Below are 19074 nucleotides of genomic sequence, written 5' to 3'. Positions count from 1 at the left end.
GAAACTGACCAACTTCGTCAGAGTCTCTTACCATCTCGTAGGATCGTCAAGCGTGACGGAGTCGTTGAACACCGGGCTGCTGCTCTTCCTGCCCTACCGGGCTCTCGAGTTCCGCGTGTTCGAGGGTCTGGCTGCGGCCGGGTTCGACGATTTCACCCCCGCCCAGGCCCGTGTCTTCCAGCGGATCGCCCCCGGCGGCAGCCGCACGACCGAGCTGGCCGAGCAGGCCGGGATCACCAAGCAGAGCGCGAGCTTCCTCGTCGACCAGCTGGAACGTGCCGGGTACGTCGAGCGCGTGCCCGATCCGGCCGACGGCAGGGCCCGCCTCGTCCGGGTCGCGGAGCGGGGCGCACGCAGCGTGGAGGTGTCCCGCGGGATCGTCGCGGAGGTGGAGGCGGAGTGGACCGCGCACCTCGGCGCGCGGCGGATGGCGCAGCTCCGCACCCTCCTCGCCGACCTGCGGGAGATCACCGACCCGTGGCGGTGACCGGACTCCGGGCGAGGAGGGCCGCCGGGACCAGGGCGACCGCCCCCAGGCCCGCGAGCAGCCAGAACACCGCGGCGAAGGCCGGCCCCGCGCCGTGCGGCAGCAGCGCCGCCAGGGTGGTGGCCACCAGTGCGCCGCCCACCGCCCCGCCGACCCGCTGCAGGGCGTTGAGCTGGGTCGTCGCGTCCGGCAGCTGCTCCGGCCGCACCGCCGCGTAGGCCGCGACCGTGGGTGGGATGGCCGCGAAGCCGATCGCGATCCCGCGCAGGACCAGCAACACCTGCAGGAGCACCGGCCCCGGCTCGGCGACTGCGAAGGGGAGCGCGGTGAGCACCAGCCCTGCGCAGCCCGCCGTCGCGACGACGCCGCCGCCGACACGGTCGGTGAGCCGGCCGGCCAGGGGCGTCGACACCGCCGTCGCGAGCCCGTAGGAGAGCAGCGCGAGGCCGGTGCCGGTCGTGTCGGTGCCGCGGCCGAGCTGCAGGAGCAGCGGGAAGACCAGCACGGTGCCGAAGAGCGACGCGCCGGTGAGGGTGCTGCAGAGGGTCGCGGTGGCGTACCGGCGGTCGGCGAACAGGCGCAGGTCGGTGAGCGGGTGCGGGCGGCGCAGCGACCGCGCCACGAACAGGACGAGCGCGATTCCTCCACCGAGCACCGTCCCGCCCACGACGGCGGGCGCGCCCTGCTCGCCCCACGCCGTGAGGCCGTACACCAGCGCGGACAGGCCGATCCCCGCCAGGAGCAGGCCCACGACGTCGAGCGTCCCGGTGCGCGTCGGCACCCCGCGCGGCAGCACGCGCAGCCCCGCGACGAGCCCGACCACGCCGATCGGCAGGTTGACCAGGAACAGCCACGGCCAGGACGCCACGTCGAGCAGCACGCCGCCCACGACCGGGCCGAGCGCCGGGCCGAGGCTGACCACCGACCCGAGCACCGCCATCACCCGGCCGAGCCGGTCCGGCCCGACGGCCTGGCCCAGCAGCGCCTGCCCGGTCGGCACGAGGAACCCCGCCGCCACTCCCTGCAGCACCCGCGCGGCCACCAGCAGCCCGAGAGTCGGTGCAGCGGCGCAGAGCAGCGAGGCCGCCGTGAACCCGGCGAGCGCGAGCACCCACAGCCGCCCGGCGCCGATCCGACGGCCCAGCCACCCGCACGCGGGCAACGCCACGGCCAGCGCGAGCAGGTAGGAGTGCGCGATCCACTGTGCGGCACCCAGGCCGGCGCCGAGGTCGCGGGCCATCGACTCCAGCCCGACGGCGACCACCGTCGCGTCGAGCATCGAGAGCAGGGCCCCCAGCACCACGACCGCGGCGATCCTCCGGGTCGCGGGGTCCCGGATCGTCACACCGGGGCTCGGAGGCTCCGCAGGGCACCGGCCCAGGCGGTGACCTCGTCGAGCATCCGGCGCAGTATCGGTTCCTGGTGCTCGGCCGCGGCGATCCGGCCGACGTCGGTCGGGCCCGTGAGCACGAAGTCGGTCATGAGGTTGAGGCAGACCTGCGTCCGGACGTCGGCGATCCCGACCTCGGCCAGCACCGGCCGCAGCGCCTCGACGGCCCGGACCCCGCCCTGCACGCCGTACCCGACCAGGCCGGCGGCCTTGTCGTTCCACTCGGCGAACAGGTAGTCGATCGCGTTCTTCACCGCGGCCGGGAAGGAGTGGTTGTACTCCGGGACGACGAAGACGAAGGCGTCGCAGGCCGCGACCGCCGCGGCCCAGCGCAGGGTGTGCGGGCCGGTGTAGTCGCCGTGGATCGCCGGGCTCGGCTCGTCGAGCATGGGCAGGTCGAAGGCGGCCAGGTCGAGGAGCTCGACGGTCGCGCCGTGGGCCTCGGCGACCCGTTGGACCCAGCCCGCCACGATCCCGCCCCGACGCTGCGGGCGCGTGCTGCCCACGATGATCCCGATCCTGATGTCGCTGTTCACGACCGGTAAAGTACAACGTGCATGGCAAAGTGACAACGCTCGTTGCATCCGGTAGGAAGTCGACCGTGACGACGGTCGGGACCGGGATGCGCCGGGGGCTCGCGGACAAGCGGCGGGCGATCCTGCGCGGCGCGCTCGCCGTGTTCGCGCGCGAGGGCTACACCCGCGCGAGCATCGACCTCATCGCCCGGGAGGCCGGGGTCTCCACGCGGACGATCTACAACCACTTCCGTGACAAGGCGGCGCTGTTCGAGACGGTGATCCAGGAGAGTGCGCAGCGGGTCGCCGAGGAGCAGATCGCCGAGATGGACCGCCACCTCGCGCACGTCGGCGAGGGTCCGGAGGCGCTGGAGCAGGCGCTGCTCGCCTTCGGCCGGGCCCACGCGCAGCCCACGGCGGCGGAGCACTTCGCGCTCGTCCGGCAGATCCAGGCCGAGGTGCTGCACATCCCCGCCGAGGCGCTCGAGGCCTGGCAGGAGACCGGCCCGCGACGGGTGCAGCGCGCGCTGACCGGGCACCTCGCGCGGTTCATGGCGGAGGGCAGGCTGCGCGAGGCGGACCCGCACCGCACGGCCCGCCACCTCGTGCTGCTCGCGGCGGGCGAGGTGACCAGCCGGTCCTTCCACGGCGCGCTCCCGGTGCCGAAGGCGGAGATCGACACGATCGTCGCGACCGGCGTCGACGCGTTCCTGCGCGCCTACGCCCCCTGACCGGATCTGCGCAGCTCAGCGGGGGTCGTGAGTGCCGGCTGCCCCTCTAGGGTCACTCGGCACTCACGGGGTCAGCCCCAGCCGAGCTCGTGCAACGTGTGCTCGTCGATCCCGAAGTGGTGGGCGATCTCGTGCACCACCGTCACGGCGACCTCGTGCACGACCTCCTCCTCGGTCGCGCAGATGTCCAGCACGGCGTCCCGGAAGATGGTGATGCGGTCGGGCAGGACGCCGCCGTAGTCGCTGGTCCGGTCGGTGAGCGCGACGCCCTCGTACAGCCCCAGCAGCCCCGGCTCGTCGGGATGCCGGTCCTCGACCAGCACCACGACGTTGTCCATCGCCGCGGTCAGCCGCCGGGGGATCGTGTCCAGGGCGTCGGACACCAGCTCGTCGAACCGGGCCCGGCTCATCTCCACCACGACGTCAGGGTGCCGCAGGGACCTCCACCGGCAGCGGCGCGGGCGCCGCCGACTCGGATTCCGACGGCGCGGGCGCCTCGGTGCTCGGCGGAGCCGCCGGGTCCGAGCTCGACGGCGGCGCGCTCGGGTCCGTGGTCGGCGTGGTGGACTGCGTCGGCGGGGCGGGGACGCCCGGCTTCGGCGTGGTGGTCGCGGGCGGCGCGGGCTGGTCGCCGACGGTCACGGCGCCCTTCACCGGACCGGTCACCGGCGCGAACCCGCTGCGGTCCGGCAGCAGCGCCGCCAGGTTGCAGTTGACCTTGCGGGTGCCCGCGTTCCAGGAGTCCTCGGTGATGTTGTCCCAGTAGACGGTGAGCTTCTTGTCCGTGATGACCTGCGGGCCGCCGGCGTACTCGCCCGCGATCCGGCTGCACTCGGGCTGCAGGAACCCGTCCTGGTCGCCGACCGCGGGGAAGCCCTCCGGGAACTTCTGGGACAGGTCGACGACGCCGACCGTCTCCACCGCGTGCGGCCCCGCGCAGTCCGTGGGGTCGCCGACCCGCGGCCCGTCGATCGCCAGGCAGGTCCCGGGCTCGTACACCCCGGACTGGTCCTGGTCGGCGGCCTTGCCGGTCAGCGGGTAGAGCGCGCCGGAGCGCGAGGCGCTCTGCACGCCGCAGCGCAGCTCGCGGTCGCCCTCGTCCCACTTCTTCTGCGACGGCTTGAGGGCGCCCACCCGGAACTTGCCGTTGGGGTCGAACTTGCCGCCCAGGTACTGCAGGACGACCGGGGTGCACCGCTCGTTGACGAGCTGGCGCATCGTCGCGTCGTCCGGCAGGGCCTGCTGGTCGGCGAGCTGGACCGTGCCCGACTGCTCGAACAGGTGCGGCTGCGCGCAGTCGACGACCGCGGTGTCCGCGGCGTCGGCGCGGGCCCAGTTCAGGCAGGTGCCGGGGGTGGTCGGCGGCGGCGGGATGTCCTGGACGTCCGCCGAGGTGCCGTTGGGCGAGGGCAGCGCGGCCAGCGAGCCGAGCACCGGCACGGTGGCGCCGGCGACGGTGTCGAGCGTGGCCACGCCGAGCATCACCCCGGCGCCCACGAGTACGGCCGCGACGATCCGCCGCGCCTGGCGGCGGCCCGGCAGGCGCGCACCCCGGCGGGGTGGCGCGGGCGGGCTCGTCCGCGGGGAGCGGGCCGGGCGGTCGGCGACGGCGAGGGGGGAGCGGCCGCCGGACGGGGTGGGGAGCTCGTCCATGTCGGCGACCATCTTGCCGTCCCCGTCCGGGCGACCCCGATCCGGTGCCGCCGTCGCTCGGTCATCGGTCGGGCGTGTGCTGCGAGGTGTCGCCGGGGGACGACGAGGAACCCCGATCCGGTGATCCTGCGCGACGGGAGGCCTCCCGGGTCGGGTGAACGGTGTCACGATCTTGGTCGGGTCGATACCGAGCCGAGACCGAGGGCGGTTCCGCACGTCCGCCCCGACCGGATACGGTGCGCGGCGGGGGTGGACGCATGACGGAGAACGACGGCCGGGACCAGCCCGGGCCGCCGGACGAGACCGGGGAGACCCGGCCCGTCGAGAGGGTCCGCGGGCGCATGGCGCAGCAGGACGCCTCCACCACGCCCCGTGAACCCACCCTCGCCGAGAAGCGCGCCCGCGAGCAGGGCGCCCGCCGCCGTGCCGAGGAGGCCCGGCAGGCGGAGGAGGACGCCGGGCGCCGGAAGAAGCGCAAGCGGATCCTCATCGGCTCCGGCGTCGTGGTCGGCGTGGTCGCGCTGATCGCCGTCGGGTACGCCGTGGCCTCGGACGACGAGGAGGTCGAGGCCCGCTGCGTCGACGAGAACAACGTGGTCGTCGACGACGCGAACTGCGTGACCCCCGCCTCGGCCAGCAACAACACCTACTACGGCGGTGGCGGCTTCTTCCCGATCTTCATCGGGACCGGCGGCCGCCAGTACCACTACAACTACGGCGGCACGGGCAACATCGGCCAGGTCGCCACCGGCGGGACCACGACCGTGCCCCAGAACGGGACCGTCCGCACGCCCTCGGGCAAGACGATCTCGCGCGGCGGCCTCGGCGTGAGCAACGGCGGTTCGTCCTCCGGCGGGTCGAAGGGCACGTCGGGCGGGTCCTCGTCGTCGGGCGGGAAGTCCGGCGGAAGCAGCGGGAGCTGAGCGGTGCGCCGTGAACGCGGGGCCGCGCGCCCCGGCTGGCAGCAGATCGTCCGCGACCAGGGGCTGGTGTACGACGCCCCGGGGCGGGACCGGAACGGGCTGGCGCGTCCCTACTGGGACGAGTCGGTGCACTACGTCTTCGAGATGGACGAGATCCTCTCCCTCGAGGCGGACGTCGAGCTGCTGCACTCGATGTGCCTGGAGGCAGTCGACCACATCGTCACCACCGAGCGGTTCCGCGACTTCGCCCTGCCCGAGTGGGCGTGGGAGAAGGTCGCGGCCTCGTGGAAGCGGCACGACCCGCACGTCTATGGCCGCTTCGACCTGCGCTACGACGGCTCCGGCCCGGCCAAGCTGCTGGAGTACAACGCAGACACCCCGACCACGCTGCTCGAGGCGTCGATCCTTCAGTGGTACTGGCTCAAGGACACCCACCCGGACGACGACCAGTGGAACTCGCTGCACGAGCGCCTGGTCGAGCGGTGGGGCGAGATCAAGGGCACGCTGCCGGGCTCCGAGGTCCACTTCACCTGGTCCGGCGGCGACTCCACCGGCGAGGACCACGTGACCGTCGGGTACCTGCAGGAGACCGCGGCGGAGGCCGGCCTCGACACGGTGGGCCTGCGCATCGAGGACCTCGGCTGGGACGTCGACCTCGACCGCTTCGTCGACCTCGCCGAGGCGTCGATCGCCACGGTGTTCAAGCTCTACCCCTGGGAGTGGATCCTCGCCGAGGAGTTCGGCAAGCACGTCGTGCGCAGCCTGCCCGAGACGCTCTGGCTCGAGCCGCTGTGGAAGACGCTGCTGTCGAACAAGGCGATCCTCGCCGTGCTGTGGGAGATGTACCCCGGGCACCCGAACCTGCTGCCCGCGTACCTGCACGACCCGGGCCTGCTCACGGAGTACGTGCGCAAGCCGCTGCTGGGCCGCGAGGGCGCGAACGTCGACATCGTCTCGCCCGGCTCGCAGGTCTCGACCGGCGGCGTGTACGGCGAGGAGGGCTACGTCTACCAGCTCTTCGACCCGCTGCCCGAGTTCGACGGCTTCCGGCCCGCGCTGGGCGCGTGGATCGTGGGCGACGGCTCGGCCGGCCTCGGCATCCGCGAGACCGCCGGACTGGTGACGGACGACGGCGCCGCGTTCGTGCCGCACCGCATCCCCGAGGACTGATCCTCGCCCCGCACCCCGCTCCCCGTCCCCTTCCTCCCGGAGGACCCCATGACCCTCGCCCTCGATGCGGTGTACTTCGCGAACATCGGCCGTGGCGTCGGCGCGATCCTGCTCTACGCGCTGCTCGGCGCGCTGCTCATGCTCATCGGCTTCTGGGCCATCGACATCACCACACCCGGCAAGCTGAACCGGCTGGTCCGCGACGGCCGCCCGGGCGCGGTGCTGGTGACCGCCGCCGGGATGATCTCGATGGCGTTCATCGTGGTCGTGGCGATCTGGAGCGCCTCGGGCCTGCTGGCCGAGGGGCTGCTCGCGGCCCTGATCTTCGGCCTGGTCGGGATCATCGCGCAGGTCGCGGCGGTGCGGCTGCTGGAGTGGGTCACCGGCATCCGGATCGGCGAGGTGCTGGCGGCCGACGAGCTCAACGCCGAGGCATGGGTGGTCGCGGCCGCGCACGTGGCGCTCGGCCTCGTGGTGGCCGTCGCGATCATCTGAGCCGGGTCACGCGTCCTCGCGCACCTTCGCGACGACGTCCTTCGCCAGCGCCGCGCGGGTCAGCGCGGCCGCGAGGTGCGCGAGCCTGTCGTCGGGGACGAGCGCGGCGAGGTCGTCGGGATCGGTCGGCAGGCCCAGGCGTTCGGCGCCCTGCCGCGCCTTGCCGTCGAGGGCCGGACGCAGCTCGGGCCACACGGCCTGGGCCTCGCGGCAGAAGATGTCCGCGCCGGTCGGCCCGAGCCGGGGGAACTCCGTGAGCAGCTCGCGGAGGTGGGCCGGGTCGCCGCGGCCCTCCTCGCGCAGCCGCCGCAGGTCGCCCTTCCACCGGTCGAGCAGCAGCTCGGCGCCCTCGCCGAGGGCGGTCGCGGTGCTCTCGTCGTAGCGCGTGTAGTGGGCGCGGCCGAGGGCGTCGACGCGGTCCTGCCAGCTCGCGTCGCGCATCTTCTCGGGCGTGCCCATGCCGGAGCGGACGAGCTCGTGCGCCGCGCCGACGGCGATGTCCGCCCGGATGCGGGTCGAGAGCAGCACCGCGAGCACCAGCAGCCGGTACAGCGGTGCGGGGGTGTCCTTGAGCGTGATCCCGGCCTGCTCGGCGTAGGTCTCGCCGGCCTCGTCGAGCAGCGCGGTCACGGTGTCCTGAGGCGTGCTCATCCCTCCGGGTACCCGGCGCGGCGGGCCCGTGCACGGCCGCGCAGGCCCAGGACGGCCAGCGCCACCAGCACCCCGACCACCGTGGCGACGAGCCGGTCGGTGAGCAGGGTCGCGGTGTCGGCCGGATGCATCGTCGTGCCGACGACCAGCGCGAGCGGCGTGATGAGCAGCAGCGCGATCGCGTAGTTCCGCATCACCAGCAGCTCCGCCCCGGTCTGCAGCACCACCGCCGTGACGACGATCGCCCACCCCGGCAGGTGCAGGGCCAGCAGGACCGCGGCGACGGCCAGCCCGCCCAGCGTGCCGCCGATGCGCATCACGCCCCGGGTCACCCGGGCCCGGGAGCCCGGCACGGACAGCGGGACGACGGCCGCGACCAGCGCCCAGTACAGGTGCTCCACCCCGAGCAGCACCGCGAGCGGCGCGGTGACCGCGCAGGTCAGCAGCACCTCGAGCACGATCTCCCGGCGCACGGCCTCGCGCAGTGGGACCGCGACCAGCGGCGCCCGCCGCCGGACGTGCCCGGGCAGCAGCGCGCCGGCGCTCCCGACGAGCACTGCGAACCCCGCCGAGCCCGCGGCGACGGACACGACCTGCAACGACGCGGCGAGACCGAGCGGAGGGGCGCCGGCGAACGCGCCGGCCGCGAACACGAAGAACAGCGGCCCGCCCGGCTTCCAGCCGACCACCTCGCCGCCGATCGTGCCGGCGACGGCCACCCCCACCAGGGCGAGCAGCGCGAGCCAGGGGGAGGCGGGCAGGTGCGCGGCGAGCAGCCCGACGGCCACGCTCGCGACCAGCCCGAGGCCGGTGACCGCCTGCACCCCCGTCCGCGCCGGGACCGTCAGGTTCCGGCCGTAGATGGCGGCGAAGGCGCCGAAGGTGGCCGCCCCGAGCAGGTCCAGCCGGCCCAGCGCGAGCAGCACCAGCATCGGGACGCCCACCGAGATCCCGCACCGCAGCGCGGGCCGGTGCGCCCCGGCGTGGGCCTCGAAGCGGACCAGTTCACGGACCAGCGTCCCCTGCACGCATACTCCTTTCACCGGTGTAGCAATTTACTTCACGGGTGTACGAAAGGGGAAGCCGATGACGGCGAACCGTGACGCGATCGACGAGATCCGGGCGGTCTGGGCGGACCGGCGCCCTGACCTGGACACCGAGCCCATCGCCGTCGTCGGGCGGATCCTGCGGGCCGCGCGGTTCCTCCAGCAGGCGGCCGACGACTGGCTGGCCGACGCCGGCGTGACCCGCGCCGAGTTCGACGTCCTCAGCCAGCTGCGCCGCAACGACGCCCCGCTGCGTCCCGGAGACCTCACCGCCGGGGTGGTGGGCTCGCCGGCCGCGACCACCAAGCGGCTGCACAAGCTCACCGCCGCGGGCCTGGTCACCCGCACCCCGGACCCCGACGACGCCCGCGCCGCCCGGGTCGCGCTGACCCCGTCGGGTGAACGCCTGGTCGACGAGGTCCTCCCGCGCCAGCTCGCCGCCGAGGCCGAGCTGCTCGAGGCCCTCACCCCGGCCCAGCGCGAGTCGCTGGCCGCGTTGCTCCGGACGGCGCTGCTGGCCTGGGAACCGTGAGCGGCAACTGCCCCTAGAGGGGCGCCCGCCACTCACCACCACGGATGAGCAGCGGAAACGAGCCTCAGCCGAGGGCGGCCACGTCCGGCACCCGGGCCTCGGGCGGCGGCATCGCCTCCAGCTCGGTCCGGACCTCGCGGGCGTTGGCGGCCAGCTCGCCGTCGGCGACCAGCCGGCGCAGCGCCTCGGCGGTCACCTTCCCGGACAGGCCCGCCCCGCGCCGCGCGATGAGCTCGGCGTTGTGCCGCCGGTCCCCGGCCCCGGGCACCGCGAGCTGCGGGATCCCGGCGGACAGCGCGCCCATCGCGGTGCCCGAACCGCCGTGGTGGACGATCGCCGCGCAGAGCGGCATGACGTCGACCAGCGGCACCCACCCGACCGTCCGGACCCGGTCCACGTCGCGCGCCCGGCGCTCGATCCGCGGCTCCGGTCGGACCAGCACGATCTCGGCGTCGACCTCCGCCGCGGCGGCCAGCGCACCCGGCATGGGGTCGGCACCCGGGCCGGGCGCCGTGCTGCGCGAGACCAGGATGCGCGGCCGGTCCGCCGCGTCCGACGGCACCCGCAGCCAGGCCGGGATCTCCCCGCCGCCGCGCTGCACCGGCCGCATCGGCAGCCCGGTCCGCTCGCCGACGACGCTGCGCGGCGCCGTCGTCAGCACCACCTCGGGGGGCGGGAGCCCGCGATCCTCCAGCCCGTGCCGGCGCAGGGCGCGCCGCATGATCTTCGACTCCGACGTGACCCGGACCAGCGACGGCCCGTCGAACAGCGAGTTCTCCAGCAGCACCGTGGGCAGGTCGTACCGGGCCGCGGCGACGGCGGCGGCGACCGCGAGCGGCTCGTGGACCACGACGTCGGGCCGCCACTGCTCGACGACGGTCACCAGCCCGTCCGTGAGCTCCTCGTTCACGGCCCCGAACAGCCGGGCCACCATCCGGGTGCCCGCGGTGCCGGCCAGCTCGGCGCGGGCGTCGAGGGGATGGGCGGCCATGCTCCGCGCGGCGATCCGGGCGAACGAGAGGTCCCGCGCGATGTCGATCACCGGAAGGTCGCCCGTGTCGGCGCCCATCGCGTCCCCGCCGGTGGCGACGAGCACGTCGTGCCCCGCCTCCCACAGCGCCTCACCGAGGGGCAGCATCGGCAGCAGGTGCCCGGTGAGCGGCGCCGACACCAGCAGCACGCGCATAGGCGCACGCTATCCCGGAGATCGCGTCGGCCGCTGCCCGTACGCTGGGGGCGTGTCCGGGTGGATGGTGTAGTCAATGGAGGCCCCACGCCTCGTGGCGACGGACGTCGACGGCACCCTGCTCGGCGAGGACCACGAGGTCAGCCCCCGCACCGCGGCCGTGGTCGGCAGGCTGGTCGCCCGCGGTGTCCCGTTCGTCCTGGTGACCGGGCGCCCGCCGCGCTGGATCCCGCCCGTGGCGACGCAGCTCGGCGTGGTCCGGTACGCGGTCTGCGCCAACGGCGCGGTGCTCTACGACGTCGAGGCCGACCGGATCGTCGGCTCCCGCCCCCTGCACCCGGAGGACCTCACCCGGCTCGAGCTGGCCGTCGCCGAGGCCCTGCCGGGTGCCACCCTCGGGGTGGAGCGGGTGGGCGAGCACGCGTTCGACGACCAGGTGGCCCAGTTCGTCGCCGAACCTGACTACGAGCACGCCTGGCCGGGGGGCGGGCCCCCGACCGAGGAGCGCGACCGGCTGCTGTCCCACCCCGCGGTGAAGCTGCTCGTCCGAGCCAAGGGGATGTCGAGCGACGCCATGGCCGCCGCGCTGGAACCGCTGGTCGGCGACACCGTCGACATCACCTTCTCGCACCCGGGCGGGCTGATCGAGGTGGCGCCGGCGGGCGTCTCGAAGGCCACCGGACTGCTCGACCTCATGGAGCGCACGCCGGAGTTCGCGGGCATCCGGGCGGACGAGGTCGTCGCGTTCGGCGACATGCCCAACGACCTGGCGATGCTGCGGTGGGCCGGGCACGGGGTGGCGATGGGCAACGCGCACCCGGAGGTCGTCGCGGCGGCGGACGAGACCACCGCGACCAACGTCGACGACGGTGTCGCGCTGGTCCTCGAGCGGTGGTTCTGACCCGGGGCTGACCAGCGGGGACGATCCGCCCCGGCACGCCGGACCGGGGAGCCGGGGGCTGACGCGTAGCATGGCTGCGCCGTACACCCCGCAGATCGGCGCCCGCGGAAACCCCGCCGCGAGCGCGAGGAGGCCTGCCCGTGACCGACCGGTCGCTCGACGTACCGGCCGTGCCGGACGCACCCACGGTCCCCGCCGTACCCCCCGTTGCGCCGTTCGAGCCCGATGTGGCACCGGCCTCGCCCGAGCTGCAGGTCCTGGCCGCCGTCCAGCGCGGGATCGCCCGGCCGCGGACGGTCTCGGCGGCCCGGGGCATGTCGCACTTCGGCGAGCACGCCGGCGGCTGGCTCGCGCTGGGTCTCGTCGGTGCGGCCGTCGACCGCCGCCGGCGCGCCGAGTGGCTCTGGTCCGCCGCGGCCGTTGCCTTCGCCCACGGGGCCTCCATCGGGGTCAAGCGCGTCGTGCGCCGGCCCCGTCCCGAACACCCGTCGGTCGAGGTGCTCGTGGGCACCCCGAGCCGGCTGTCCTTCCCCTCCTCGCACGCCACCTCGACCACCGCCGCCGCCGTGCTCTACGGCGGGCTGCTGCGGTCCGCCGCGCCGCTGGCCGTCGTGCCCGTGATGGCACTGTCCCGGCTGGTCCTGGGCGTGCACTACCCGACCGACGTGGCGACGGGTTCGGCGCTCGGCGCCGGCGTCGCCCTCGCCGCCCGGCGCGTGATCCCGCGCCTGATCCACAGGAAGAAGCGCTGATGACGAGCACGGACGTACCCCCGACGATGGAGGCCCCGCAGCGGACCCCGATCGGTCTGGCGGCCGGCGTCGTCAAGACGATGCGCCCGCGCCAGTGGGTCAAGAACGTCCTGGTGCTGGCCGCCCCGTTCGCCTCGGGCGACCTGTTCCAGGGCGCCGTGGCGGTCAAGCTCGCCATCGCCTTCGTGGCGTTCTCGCTGGCCGCGTCCGGCGTCTACCTGGTCAACGACGCCAAGGACGTCGAGGCCGACCGCGCCCACCCGACCAAGCGCAACCGACCCGTCGCGGCCGGCATCGTCCCGGTCCCGGTGGCCTACGGCGTCGCGGCGGTGGCCTTCGCCGCGGCGATCGCGCTGTCGCTGCTGGCCTCGGTGCAGCTGCTGATCGTGCTGGGCGTCTACGTCGGCGTGCAGCTGGCCTACTGCTTCTGGCTCAAGCACCAGCCGGTGCTCGACATCTGCATCGTCGCCTCCGGCTTCCTGATGCGCGCCATCGCGGGCGGTGTCGCCGCGGCCATCCCGCTGTCGCAGTGGTTCCTGCTCGCCGCCGGGTTCGGCTCGCTGTTCATGGTCTCCGGCAAGCGCTACGCCGAGATGATGCTCGCCGAGCGCACCGGCGCGAAGATCCGCAAGTCGCTGGAGTCCTACTCCCCGTCCTACCTGCGGTTCGTGTGGGCGCTGTCGGCCACGGTGCTGATCATGACCTACGGGCTGTGGGCCTTCGAGATCCGCGAGGCGCACCACAACTCGGTGTGGTCGGTGATCTCCATCGTCCCGTTCGTCGTCGCGGTGCTGCGATACTCGGTCGACGTCGACAACGGCGACGGCGGCGAGCCCGAGGAGATCGCCCTCGGCGACCGGGTCCTGCAGGTCCTCGCGATCGCGTGGGTCGCGATGCTGACGCTGGCGGTCTATCTCTGAGCCGCCGGGGCGGCCGCCCCGATCCCTTTCACCCGTCCGGGACGTCGTGTCCGGGCGGGTGTTCTGTATCACGCTGGTTATCGTCGCCGACGGAATCGGGTTCGAGGATCCGGGGTCGTCGCAGCTCAGCCGGTACGCGCCGCGCACTCCGCGATTTCCCGAATTCGGTTCGCACACGTCGGATTCGGGGACCGCGTGTACCCGCAGGAGCAAAGGCGCACTGATGTCGGCTGTCCATCTCGACCAACTGCCGCTCGACTTCCCGCCGCCTTCGGCGCTGGGGGCCGGGCTGCTGGTGGTCATGCCCGCCCTCAACGAGCAGGACTCGGTGGCCCGGGTGATCGGCGAGGTCCGCGCCGCGTGCCCCGCGGCCCGCGTGCTCGTCGTCGACGACGGCTCGACCGACCTCACCGGAAGGCGCGCCGCACAGGCCGGCGCCGCGGTGCTGAAGCTGCCGTTCAACCTCGGGGTGGGCGGTGCGATGCGGGCCGCGTACCGGTGGGCGCACGAGAACGGGTACGAGGCCGTCGTGCAGGTCGACGCCGACGGGCAGCACGACCCCCGGGACATCGCCGACCTCGCGGCCGTCACGGACGCCGAGATCGTGATCGGGGCGCGCTTCGCCGGACGCGGGGACTACGAGGTCAGGGGTCCGCGGCGGTGGGCGATGCGCCTGCTCGGCGCGGTGCTCAGCCGGATCGCCGACACCCGTATCACCGACCCGACCTCGGGCTTCCGGCTCGTGCGCGGCCGCGCGGTCGCCCTGTTCGCCGAGCAGTACCCCGAGGAGTACCTCGGCGACACGGTGGAGGCGCTGGTCATCGCCCACCGTGCCGGCCTGCGCATCCGCCAGGTCCCGGTCGCGATGCGGCCCCGGGAGACGGGCACGGCCAGCACCAACCCGCTGCGCTCGGCCGTCTACCTGCTCCGCGTCGTCTCGGCGGTCGGGCTCGCCCTCGCCCGCCGCCGCACCGGGAGCGCGCAGCCGTGCCCAGCCTTCGCCTGACCGTCGTCTCCGTCGTCGTCGCGCTCGTGGCGCTCGGCCTCGTGGTCGAGCTGCTGCGGCGCCGGCGGCTGCGGGAGAAGTACGCCGTGATCTGGGTGCTGATCTCTCTGGGCACCCTCGTCGTCGCCGTCTTCCCCGAGGTGCTGGTGGGGATCGCGGGCCTGCTGGGGATCCGGACGCCGAGCAACCTCCTGTTCTTCGGCTCCCTGGTGGTGCTGTTCGCGGTCTCCCTGCAGCTCTCCCGGGAGATCGGGCTGCTGGAGGAGCAGAGCCGCACGCTGGCCGAGGAGACCGGGGCCCTGCGGCTACGGGTGCAGGCGCTCGAGGAGGCGGCCGCCCCGGCGGAGCGCCCCTCCGCCTGAGGATCCCGAGCTCGTTCCGAGCTCCTAGACGGACCTCCGACCAGCTCGGGACCGGCGCGTGGAGCGCAGGGCGAGCAGCATGGCGACGCCGACGACGACCGGGCCCACGACCTGCGCGGCGACGGCGCCGGCGACGGGGTCGAGGGGGAGCGCGAGCAGGGCGCCGAACACGCACCCGCCGACGATCCAGGCGCCCGTGGCGGCCCGGTGCGCGCCCGTCGCGACGAGGGCGGGTTGCAGGAGCTGTGCCGCCAGCATCCCGGCGGTGCCCAGCCCGAGGAACGCGGCGGCGGTGGCCGGGAGGTCGAGCGGGGCGCCCATGAGGACCCGAGCCGCCCACGGCCCGACCACCGCCGCGCCCGCCGTCCCGACGACGCCCGCCGCGCAGATCGCGACCAGGAGGTGCCGCAGGCGTCGCCCGAACGCCTCGGTGTCGCCGTGCTCGGCCGCCGTCGTCAGGCCCGGCAGCAGGAAGGACTGCACGGGGGCGAAGACGAAGAGCGGGGTGCGGGCGAGGACGAAGAGCGAGACGTAGGAGGCCGCGAGCTCCGGCCGGTCGGTCAGCCGCGCGACCAGCACGAGCGGCGCCGCGTTCGCGAGCACGAAGGTCACCGCGCTGCCGAGCGCGAGCAGGCCCGCCGACCGGGTCATCGCACCGACGTCGACCCCCGCCGCCGGGCCGTCGTGCGTGGGGGACCGGAGCCCCGGCAGGCACACCAGGAAAGCCACGCCGGCACCCGCGGCGAAGGCCAGACCGAACGCGGCGGGATGCGTCGCACCAATCGCCGCGACCGCCCCGCACCCGGCGATGCGGCTGCCTCCCTCGACCGCCAGGCTCAGCCCGTACCAGCTGCGCCGGTCCCGGGCGGCGAGGACACCGCGGACGGCGGCGAGGCCTGCCGAGCCCGCGACCGCGAGCAGGAGGCAGCCGAGCAGCGCCCACGAGCCGCCGAGCATCCGCGGCACGACCAGCGGACCCGCGGCCACGGCCAGGCCGCCGACGAGCGCGGCGAGCCGCAGGGCGGCGAGCAGACCGGCGCGGACGACCGGCTCGTCCCGGTTCCCCGCCGCCCGGAGCCCTGACGCCTCGCGGTTGGTCTCCTGCTCGACCGCGCTGAACGCACCGGGCCCGACGATCGCCACCAGCAGGTAGAGGGAGGCGACGGCGGAGTAGGCGCCGGGCTCGAGGGCGTGCCCCGCCATCCCGAGCACCAGGAACGACGAGGCCCCCAGCACCAGGAGACCGCCGGCCACGGTCAGCGCGCCGACGGGGCCGCCGGCGCGGACCGACGTGGCCGTCACGGCTCGATGCGGTAGACGCGGGCGTCGCCGTCGACGTGCACGAGGACGAGCCCGGGGGAGCCGGCGAGCCGGCGGAGGCCCAGGACGTGCTCCTCCCCGGCGATGAAGCCCTCGCCCAGCACCACGTAGTGCACGCCCAGCCGGTCGGCCGCCGCCCGGACCGAGGGGTTCCGCCCGATGTCCCGGAAGGAGGTCCACAGGATGCGGCGGTCGGGGTCCATCTCCACGAGCTCCTGCGGCTCGATCGTCGGCGACGCGAAGAGCGGCCGGACCCCGGACAGCGCCCACATCGCGGCGGACCCGTCGAAGGGGTCGTTCATCACGGGCTGACCGGGCGGCACGAGCCGGGCCAGGTAGTCGTAGACGCGCCGCTCGTCCGGGCCGACGGACCGGTCGGCGAGATAGGCGTTGGCGAGCCGCGCCTCGTTCCGCCCGTGGTACAGCCCTTCCGTGCCGACGACGACCAGACCGGCCACGACGGCCAGCGAGACCGAGGAGGCGAGCGCGACCCGTGGGCCCCGGAAGACCCGGAGGCGCCGGACGACGCGGGTGAGGAGGTCCGACAGCGTCACCAGGCCGGCAGCCGCCGGCAGCACCGCCGCGAGGGACCAGAGCGCGGCGAACCTCCAGCGGTCGTTCCACCACGGCCGGGTCAGTGTCGCGACGAGCGAGCCCTCGTAGGAGGCGGCGAGCACGAACAGCCCGGCGAACACCGCACCCGACACGACGAACCAGGCCATCGGTCGGACCGCACGGCGGCGCAGGAGCGCGACCAGGCACAGTCCGGCCAGCCAGTACTGCGGGTGGGCCTGCCCGTGTCCGAAGGTGAGGACCGCGCCGATCGCGTCGGACGGGGTCACGGTCGCGGCCCAGTCGACGGCGGTGCCCTCGGTGGCGCCGAGGGCGGCGCGGACGAACGGCAGGCCGAGCACCAGCGCGATCAGGCCGACGACGGCCGACGCGCCCAGGTCGCCGGCCCGCGGCCCCCGCCGCAGGGACTCCTGGACCAGGAGGGCGGCGGCGAAGACCAGCGCGGCGATCAGGACGCTCGGGTGGAGCGCGAGGACCCCCAGGGCGCCGACGGCGGTGGCCGCCGGCACGCCCACCGGGTTGCCGCTGCGGCGCCGCAGGAGCGTGGCCACGAGGGCGAGCAGCGCCGGGATCATGGCCAGGCCGGTCGCGTAGGGGAACAGCGGACCCCAGGCGACCACGTCGTACGGGAAGCCGGTGAACGCGCAGCTCAGCAGCGCCGCTGCGGCGGCGACCGCGGCGCGGCCGCCGCAGGCCCGGACGAGGGCGGCGGTGCCGAGCGCGAAGGCGCCGCCGAGGACGGTCACCGTGGCGTCGATCGCGGCGACGGGGCCGATGCCGGTGAGCATCGACAGCGTGGCGGCGAGGACGTGGAAGCCGTTCGGGTAAAAGAAGTTCGTCGTCGACGGGTTGTTGAGCGCCTGCAGGGCACCCGGACCCGACGCGCCCGTCTCCCGGATGAACTGCACGGCGTTCATGTGCCAGAAGGCGTCCCACCACTGCGGCATCGCCGTGAGCCCCTGCGTGGCGTTCCAGCCGATCCACAGCCCGGTCCCGGTCGCGACGACGAGACCGGCCGCGACGCCGAGGTGCTGGTGCGGGCCCCAGAACGGCCGTTCCTCGGCGGCCGGCGGGTCGCTCCGCACGACCTGCGCCAGCCCGAGGCGGGCCCCGAGCCCGACGGCGGCGAGCACGAGTACGGCGCCGACGAAGGTGACGGGCGACCAGCGCAGACCGAGGGCGGGCACCAGCGGGCCGGCGATCCCGACGACGCCGAAGGTCAGGACGGGGGCGGCCCCGACGAGGACCCAGCCCCGGAGACCGAGCGCCGCGCCCAGAACCAGTCCGGGGACGAGCGCCAGCGCCACGAGCGGGAGGATCGCGTGCAACGACATGAACTGCTCCAGTGCAGCCGTGGGACACCACAGGTGATTCGTCGCGGGGACGATCAGAGTAATGAGCGGTCGAGATCGCTCCGGGCCGCCGGCGTGACGCGTTCGGGTGTTTCCGCGAAGCGATCCGGCGGGTTTGCGCGTTCGTCCGGAAGGGCTCCGCCACGATCCGAGGCCCACGACTCGGAGCGGAGGCGACGATGACCGTCGACATCCTGTTGCCCTACTACGGCGACGTCGCGCTGATGAAGACGGCGGTCGAGAGCGTGCTCGGGCAGGACGACCCCGACTGGCTGCTGACGGTCGTCGACGACGGTTATCCGGATCCTGCCGTCCGCGAATGGTTCGCCGCCGTCGAGGACCCGCGCGTGCGTTACCACCGCAACGAGCGGAATCTCGGCGCCAACGGAAACTACCGCCGGTGCCTGGAATTCGTCGGGCACCCGCATTTCGTGGTCATGGGCGCGGACGACGTGATGCTGCCGAACTATCTCGACTCCGTCCGTCGCGCGCTCGCCGCCCATCCGGACGCGGCGATCGTCCAGCCGGGTGTGGAGGTCATCGACGAGCACGGCGTGCCGTCCCGTCCGCTCGTCGACCGGGCGAAGCGCTGGTACGCCCCTCGGGGTACCGGCCTGCGGGAGCTGCAGGGCGAGCAGCTCGCGGTGAGCCTGCTGCGCGGTGACTGGCTGTACTTCCCGTCGCTGTGCTGGCGGGCCGACGCGCTGCCGCCCGGCGGGTTCCGTCCCGGGCTCGACGTCGTGCAGGACCTCGCCCTCGTGCTGGACGTGGTCACGGCCGGCGGTTCGCTCGTCGTCGACGACACGGTCTGCTTCCGCTACCGGCGCCACTGCGCCAGCGACTCGTCGTGGCGTGCCCTCGAGGGCACGCGGTTCGACGAGGAACGCCGGTTCTTCCTGCAGACGGCGGCGGAGATGCGGGAGCGCGGCTGGAACCGGGCGGCCGGGGTCGCCCGGCTTCACCTGTCGTCGCGCCTGAACGCGGCCACCCTGCTGCCGAAGGCCGTGCGGCACAAGCAGCACAGCGGCGTCCGCAACCTGAGCAGGCACCTCGTGGCCGTGCGCTGAGGGATCTCGGCGGTCGCCCGGTCCGCCCTGTCACGGGCGCGG

21 protein-coding genes are annotated in these 19074 nt (G+C 74.4%); 12 read left to right on the top strand and 9 right to left on the bottom strand.

Annotated elements, in window-relative coordinates; all coding sequences use genetic code 11:
- Positions 1-52: 52 nt before the first annotated feature.
- Positions 53-487, top strand: a complete 435-nt coding sequence (locus tag PKE99_RS00470; protein ID WP_037042237.1) for a MarR family winged helix-turn-helix transcriptional regulator — start codon at positions 53-55, stop codon at positions 485-487.
- Here PKE99_RS00470 and PKE99_RS00465 read toward each other — a convergent pair.
- Both PKE99_RS00465 and PKE99_RS00460 read right to left on the bottom strand, forming a co-directional pair.
- The gene (locus PKE99_RS00465; protein ID WP_063739678.1) at positions 468-1832 is read right to left on the bottom strand and encodes a DHA2 family efflux MFS transporter permease subunit; all 1365 of its coding nucleotides are present in this window, start codon (positions 1830-1832) and stop codon (positions 468-470) included. The two genes, PKE99_RS00470 and PKE99_RS00465, sit on opposite strands and share 20 nt — an antisense overlap.
- A complete protein-coding gene (locus PKE99_RS00460) occupies positions 1829-2413 on the bottom strand; it encodes an NADPH-dependent FMN reductase (protein WP_231498091.1) in 585 nt (194 codons plus the stop codon). The genes PKE99_RS00465 and PKE99_RS00460 overlap by 4 nt, the downstream gene beginning before the upstream one ends.
- A gap of 65 nt (positions 2414-2478) precedes the next feature.
- On the opposite strand from PKE99_RS00460, the gene PKE99_RS00455 reads away from it, so the two are divergent.
- Positions 2479-3123 (top strand): TetR/AcrR family transcriptional regulator, encoded by a 645-nt coding sequence (locus PKE99_RS00455; protein ID WP_231498092.1) that lies wholly within the window; start codon positions 2479-2481, stop codon positions 3121-3123.
- 71 nt (positions 3124-3194) lie between these two features.
- Here PKE99_RS00455 and PKE99_RS00450 read toward each other — a convergent pair whose 3' ends face one another.
- Positions 3195-3533 (bottom strand): metallopeptidase family protein, encoded by a 339-nt coding sequence (locus PKE99_RS00450; protein ID WP_037042576.1) that lies wholly within the window; start codon positions 3531-3533, stop codon positions 3195-3197.
- A gap of 13 nt (positions 3534-3546) precedes the next feature.
- Positions 3547-4776 (bottom strand): septum formation family protein, encoded by a 1230-nt coding sequence (locus PKE99_RS00445; RefSeq protein WP_197040508.1) that lies wholly within the window; start codon positions 4774-4776, stop codon positions 3547-3549.
- Between the two features lie 257 nt (positions 4777-5033).
- Between PKE99_RS00445 and PKE99_RS00440 the strand changes: the two genes are divergently transcribed.
- From PKE99_RS00440 to PKE99_RS00430, 3 genes are read left to right on the top strand one after another with little or no spacing between them, the layout of a single operon-like run.
- On the top strand, positions 5034-5699 hold the full coding sequence (locus PKE99_RS00440) for a hypothetical protein (RefSeq protein ID WP_063739679.1): 666 nt from the start codon (positions 5034-5036) through the stop codon (positions 5697-5699).
- 3 nt (positions 5700-5702) lie between these two features.
- Complete coding sequence (locus PKE99_RS00435; protein WP_037042241.1) at positions 5703-6869, top strand: glutathionylspermidine synthase family protein; 1167 nt, start codon at positions 5703-5705, stop codon at positions 6867-6869.
- Between the two features lie 48 nt (positions 6870-6917).
- Entirely contained in the window at positions 6918-7364 is a 447-nt protein-coding gene (locus PKE99_RS00430) for a DUF350 domain-containing protein (protein WP_037042243.1), read from the top strand.
- A gap of 6 nt (positions 7365-7370) precedes the next feature.
- On the opposite strand, the gene PKE99_RS00425 is transcribed toward PKE99_RS00430, so the two are convergent.
- Positions 7371-8015, bottom strand: coding sequence for an endonuclease (locus PKE99_RS00425; RefSeq protein ID WP_037042245.1), 645 nt, complete (start codon positions 8013-8015; stop codon positions 7371-7373).
- Positions 8012-9043: an FUSC family protein gene (locus PKE99_RS00420; protein WP_037042248.1), complete on the bottom strand. Its 1032-nt coding sequence runs from the start codon at positions 9041-9043 to the stop codon at positions 8012-8014. Before PKE99_RS00420 ends, PKE99_RS00425 begins: the two co-directional genes overlap by 4 nt.
- A 58-nt stretch (positions 9044-9101) precedes the next feature.
- Between PKE99_RS00420 and PKE99_RS00415 the strand changes: the two genes are divergently transcribed.
- Positions 9102-9593, top strand: a complete 492-nt coding sequence (locus tag PKE99_RS00415; RefSeq protein ID WP_037042251.1) for a MarR family winged helix-turn-helix transcriptional regulator — start codon at positions 9102-9104, stop codon at positions 9591-9593.
- Between the two features lie 64 nt (positions 9594-9657).
- On the opposite strand, the gene PKE99_RS00410 is transcribed toward PKE99_RS00415, so the two are convergent.
- Positions 9658-10779: a glycosyltransferase gene (locus PKE99_RS00410; protein WP_037042253.1), complete on the bottom strand. Its 1122-nt coding sequence runs from the start codon at positions 10777-10779 to the stop codon at positions 9658-9660.
- 76 nt (positions 10780-10855) lie between these two features.
- Between PKE99_RS00410 and PKE99_RS00405 the strand changes: the two genes are divergently transcribed.
- From PKE99_RS00405 to PKE99_RS00385, 5 genes are all read left to right on the top strand, one after another.
- Positions 10856-11680, top strand: coding sequence for a Cof-type HAD-IIB family hydrolase (locus PKE99_RS00405; RefSeq protein WP_037042255.1), 825 nt, complete (start codon positions 10856-10858; stop codon positions 11678-11680).
- 140 nt (positions 11681-11820) lie between these two features.
- The gene (locus tag PKE99_RS00400; protein ID WP_425566469.1) at positions 11821-12432 is read left to right on the top strand and encodes a phosphatase PAP2 family protein; all 612 of its coding nucleotides are present in this window, start codon (positions 11821-11823) and stop codon (positions 12430-12432) included.
- A complete protein-coding gene (locus tag PKE99_RS00395) occupies positions 12432-13352 on the top strand; it encodes a decaprenyl-phosphate phosphoribosyltransferase (RefSeq protein ID WP_037042258.1) in 921 nt (306 codons plus the stop codon). Before PKE99_RS00400 ends, PKE99_RS00395 begins: the two co-directional genes overlap by 1 nt.
- 301 nt (positions 13353-13653) lie before the next feature.
- Complete coding sequence (locus PKE99_RS00390) at positions 13654-14358, top strand: glycosyltransferase family 2 protein (protein WP_037042586.1); 705 nt, start codon at positions 13654-13656, stop codon at positions 14356-14358.
- A complete protein-coding gene (locus PKE99_RS00385) occupies positions 14340-14720 on the top strand; it encodes a DUF2304 domain-containing protein (protein ID WP_037042260.1) in 381 nt (126 codons plus the stop codon). Before PKE99_RS00390 ends, PKE99_RS00385 begins: the two co-directional genes overlap by 19 nt.
- Positions 14721-14744: 24 nt before the next feature.
- On the opposite strand, the gene PKE99_RS00380 is transcribed toward PKE99_RS00385, so the two are convergent.
- On the bottom strand, positions 14745-16022 hold the full coding sequence (locus tag PKE99_RS00380; protein ID WP_037042262.1) for a lipopolysaccharide biosynthesis protein: 1278 nt from the start codon (positions 16020-16022) through the stop codon (positions 14745-14747).
- Positions 16019-17947 (bottom strand): DUF6541 family protein, encoded by a 1929-nt coding sequence (locus tag PKE99_RS00375; RefSeq protein ID WP_037042264.1) that lies wholly within the window; start codon positions 17945-17947, stop codon positions 16019-16021. The genes PKE99_RS00380 and PKE99_RS00375 overlap by 4 nt, the downstream gene beginning before the upstream one ends.
- A 197-nt stretch (positions 17948-18144) precedes the next feature.
- On the opposite strand from PKE99_RS00375, the gene PKE99_RS00370 reads away from it, so the two are divergent.
- Positions 18145-19032 carry a glycosyltransferase family 2 protein gene (locus PKE99_RS00370; RefSeq protein ID WP_037042266.1) on the top strand — a complete coding sequence of 296 codons (888 nt, stop codon included), beginning with the start codon at positions 18145-18147 and terminating at the stop codon, positions 19030-19032.
- The last annotated feature ends 42 nt before the right edge of the window (positions 19033-19074 follow it).

This window comes from Pseudonocardia halophobica, from assembly GCF_027922425.1.
In the GTDB taxonomy this organism is placed as follows: domain Bacteria; phylum Actinomycetota; class Actinomycetes; order Mycobacteriales; family Pseudonocardiaceae; genus Pseudonocardia; species Pseudonocardia halophobica.
This window is presented reverse-complemented; position numbering and strand designations above follow the sequence as displayed.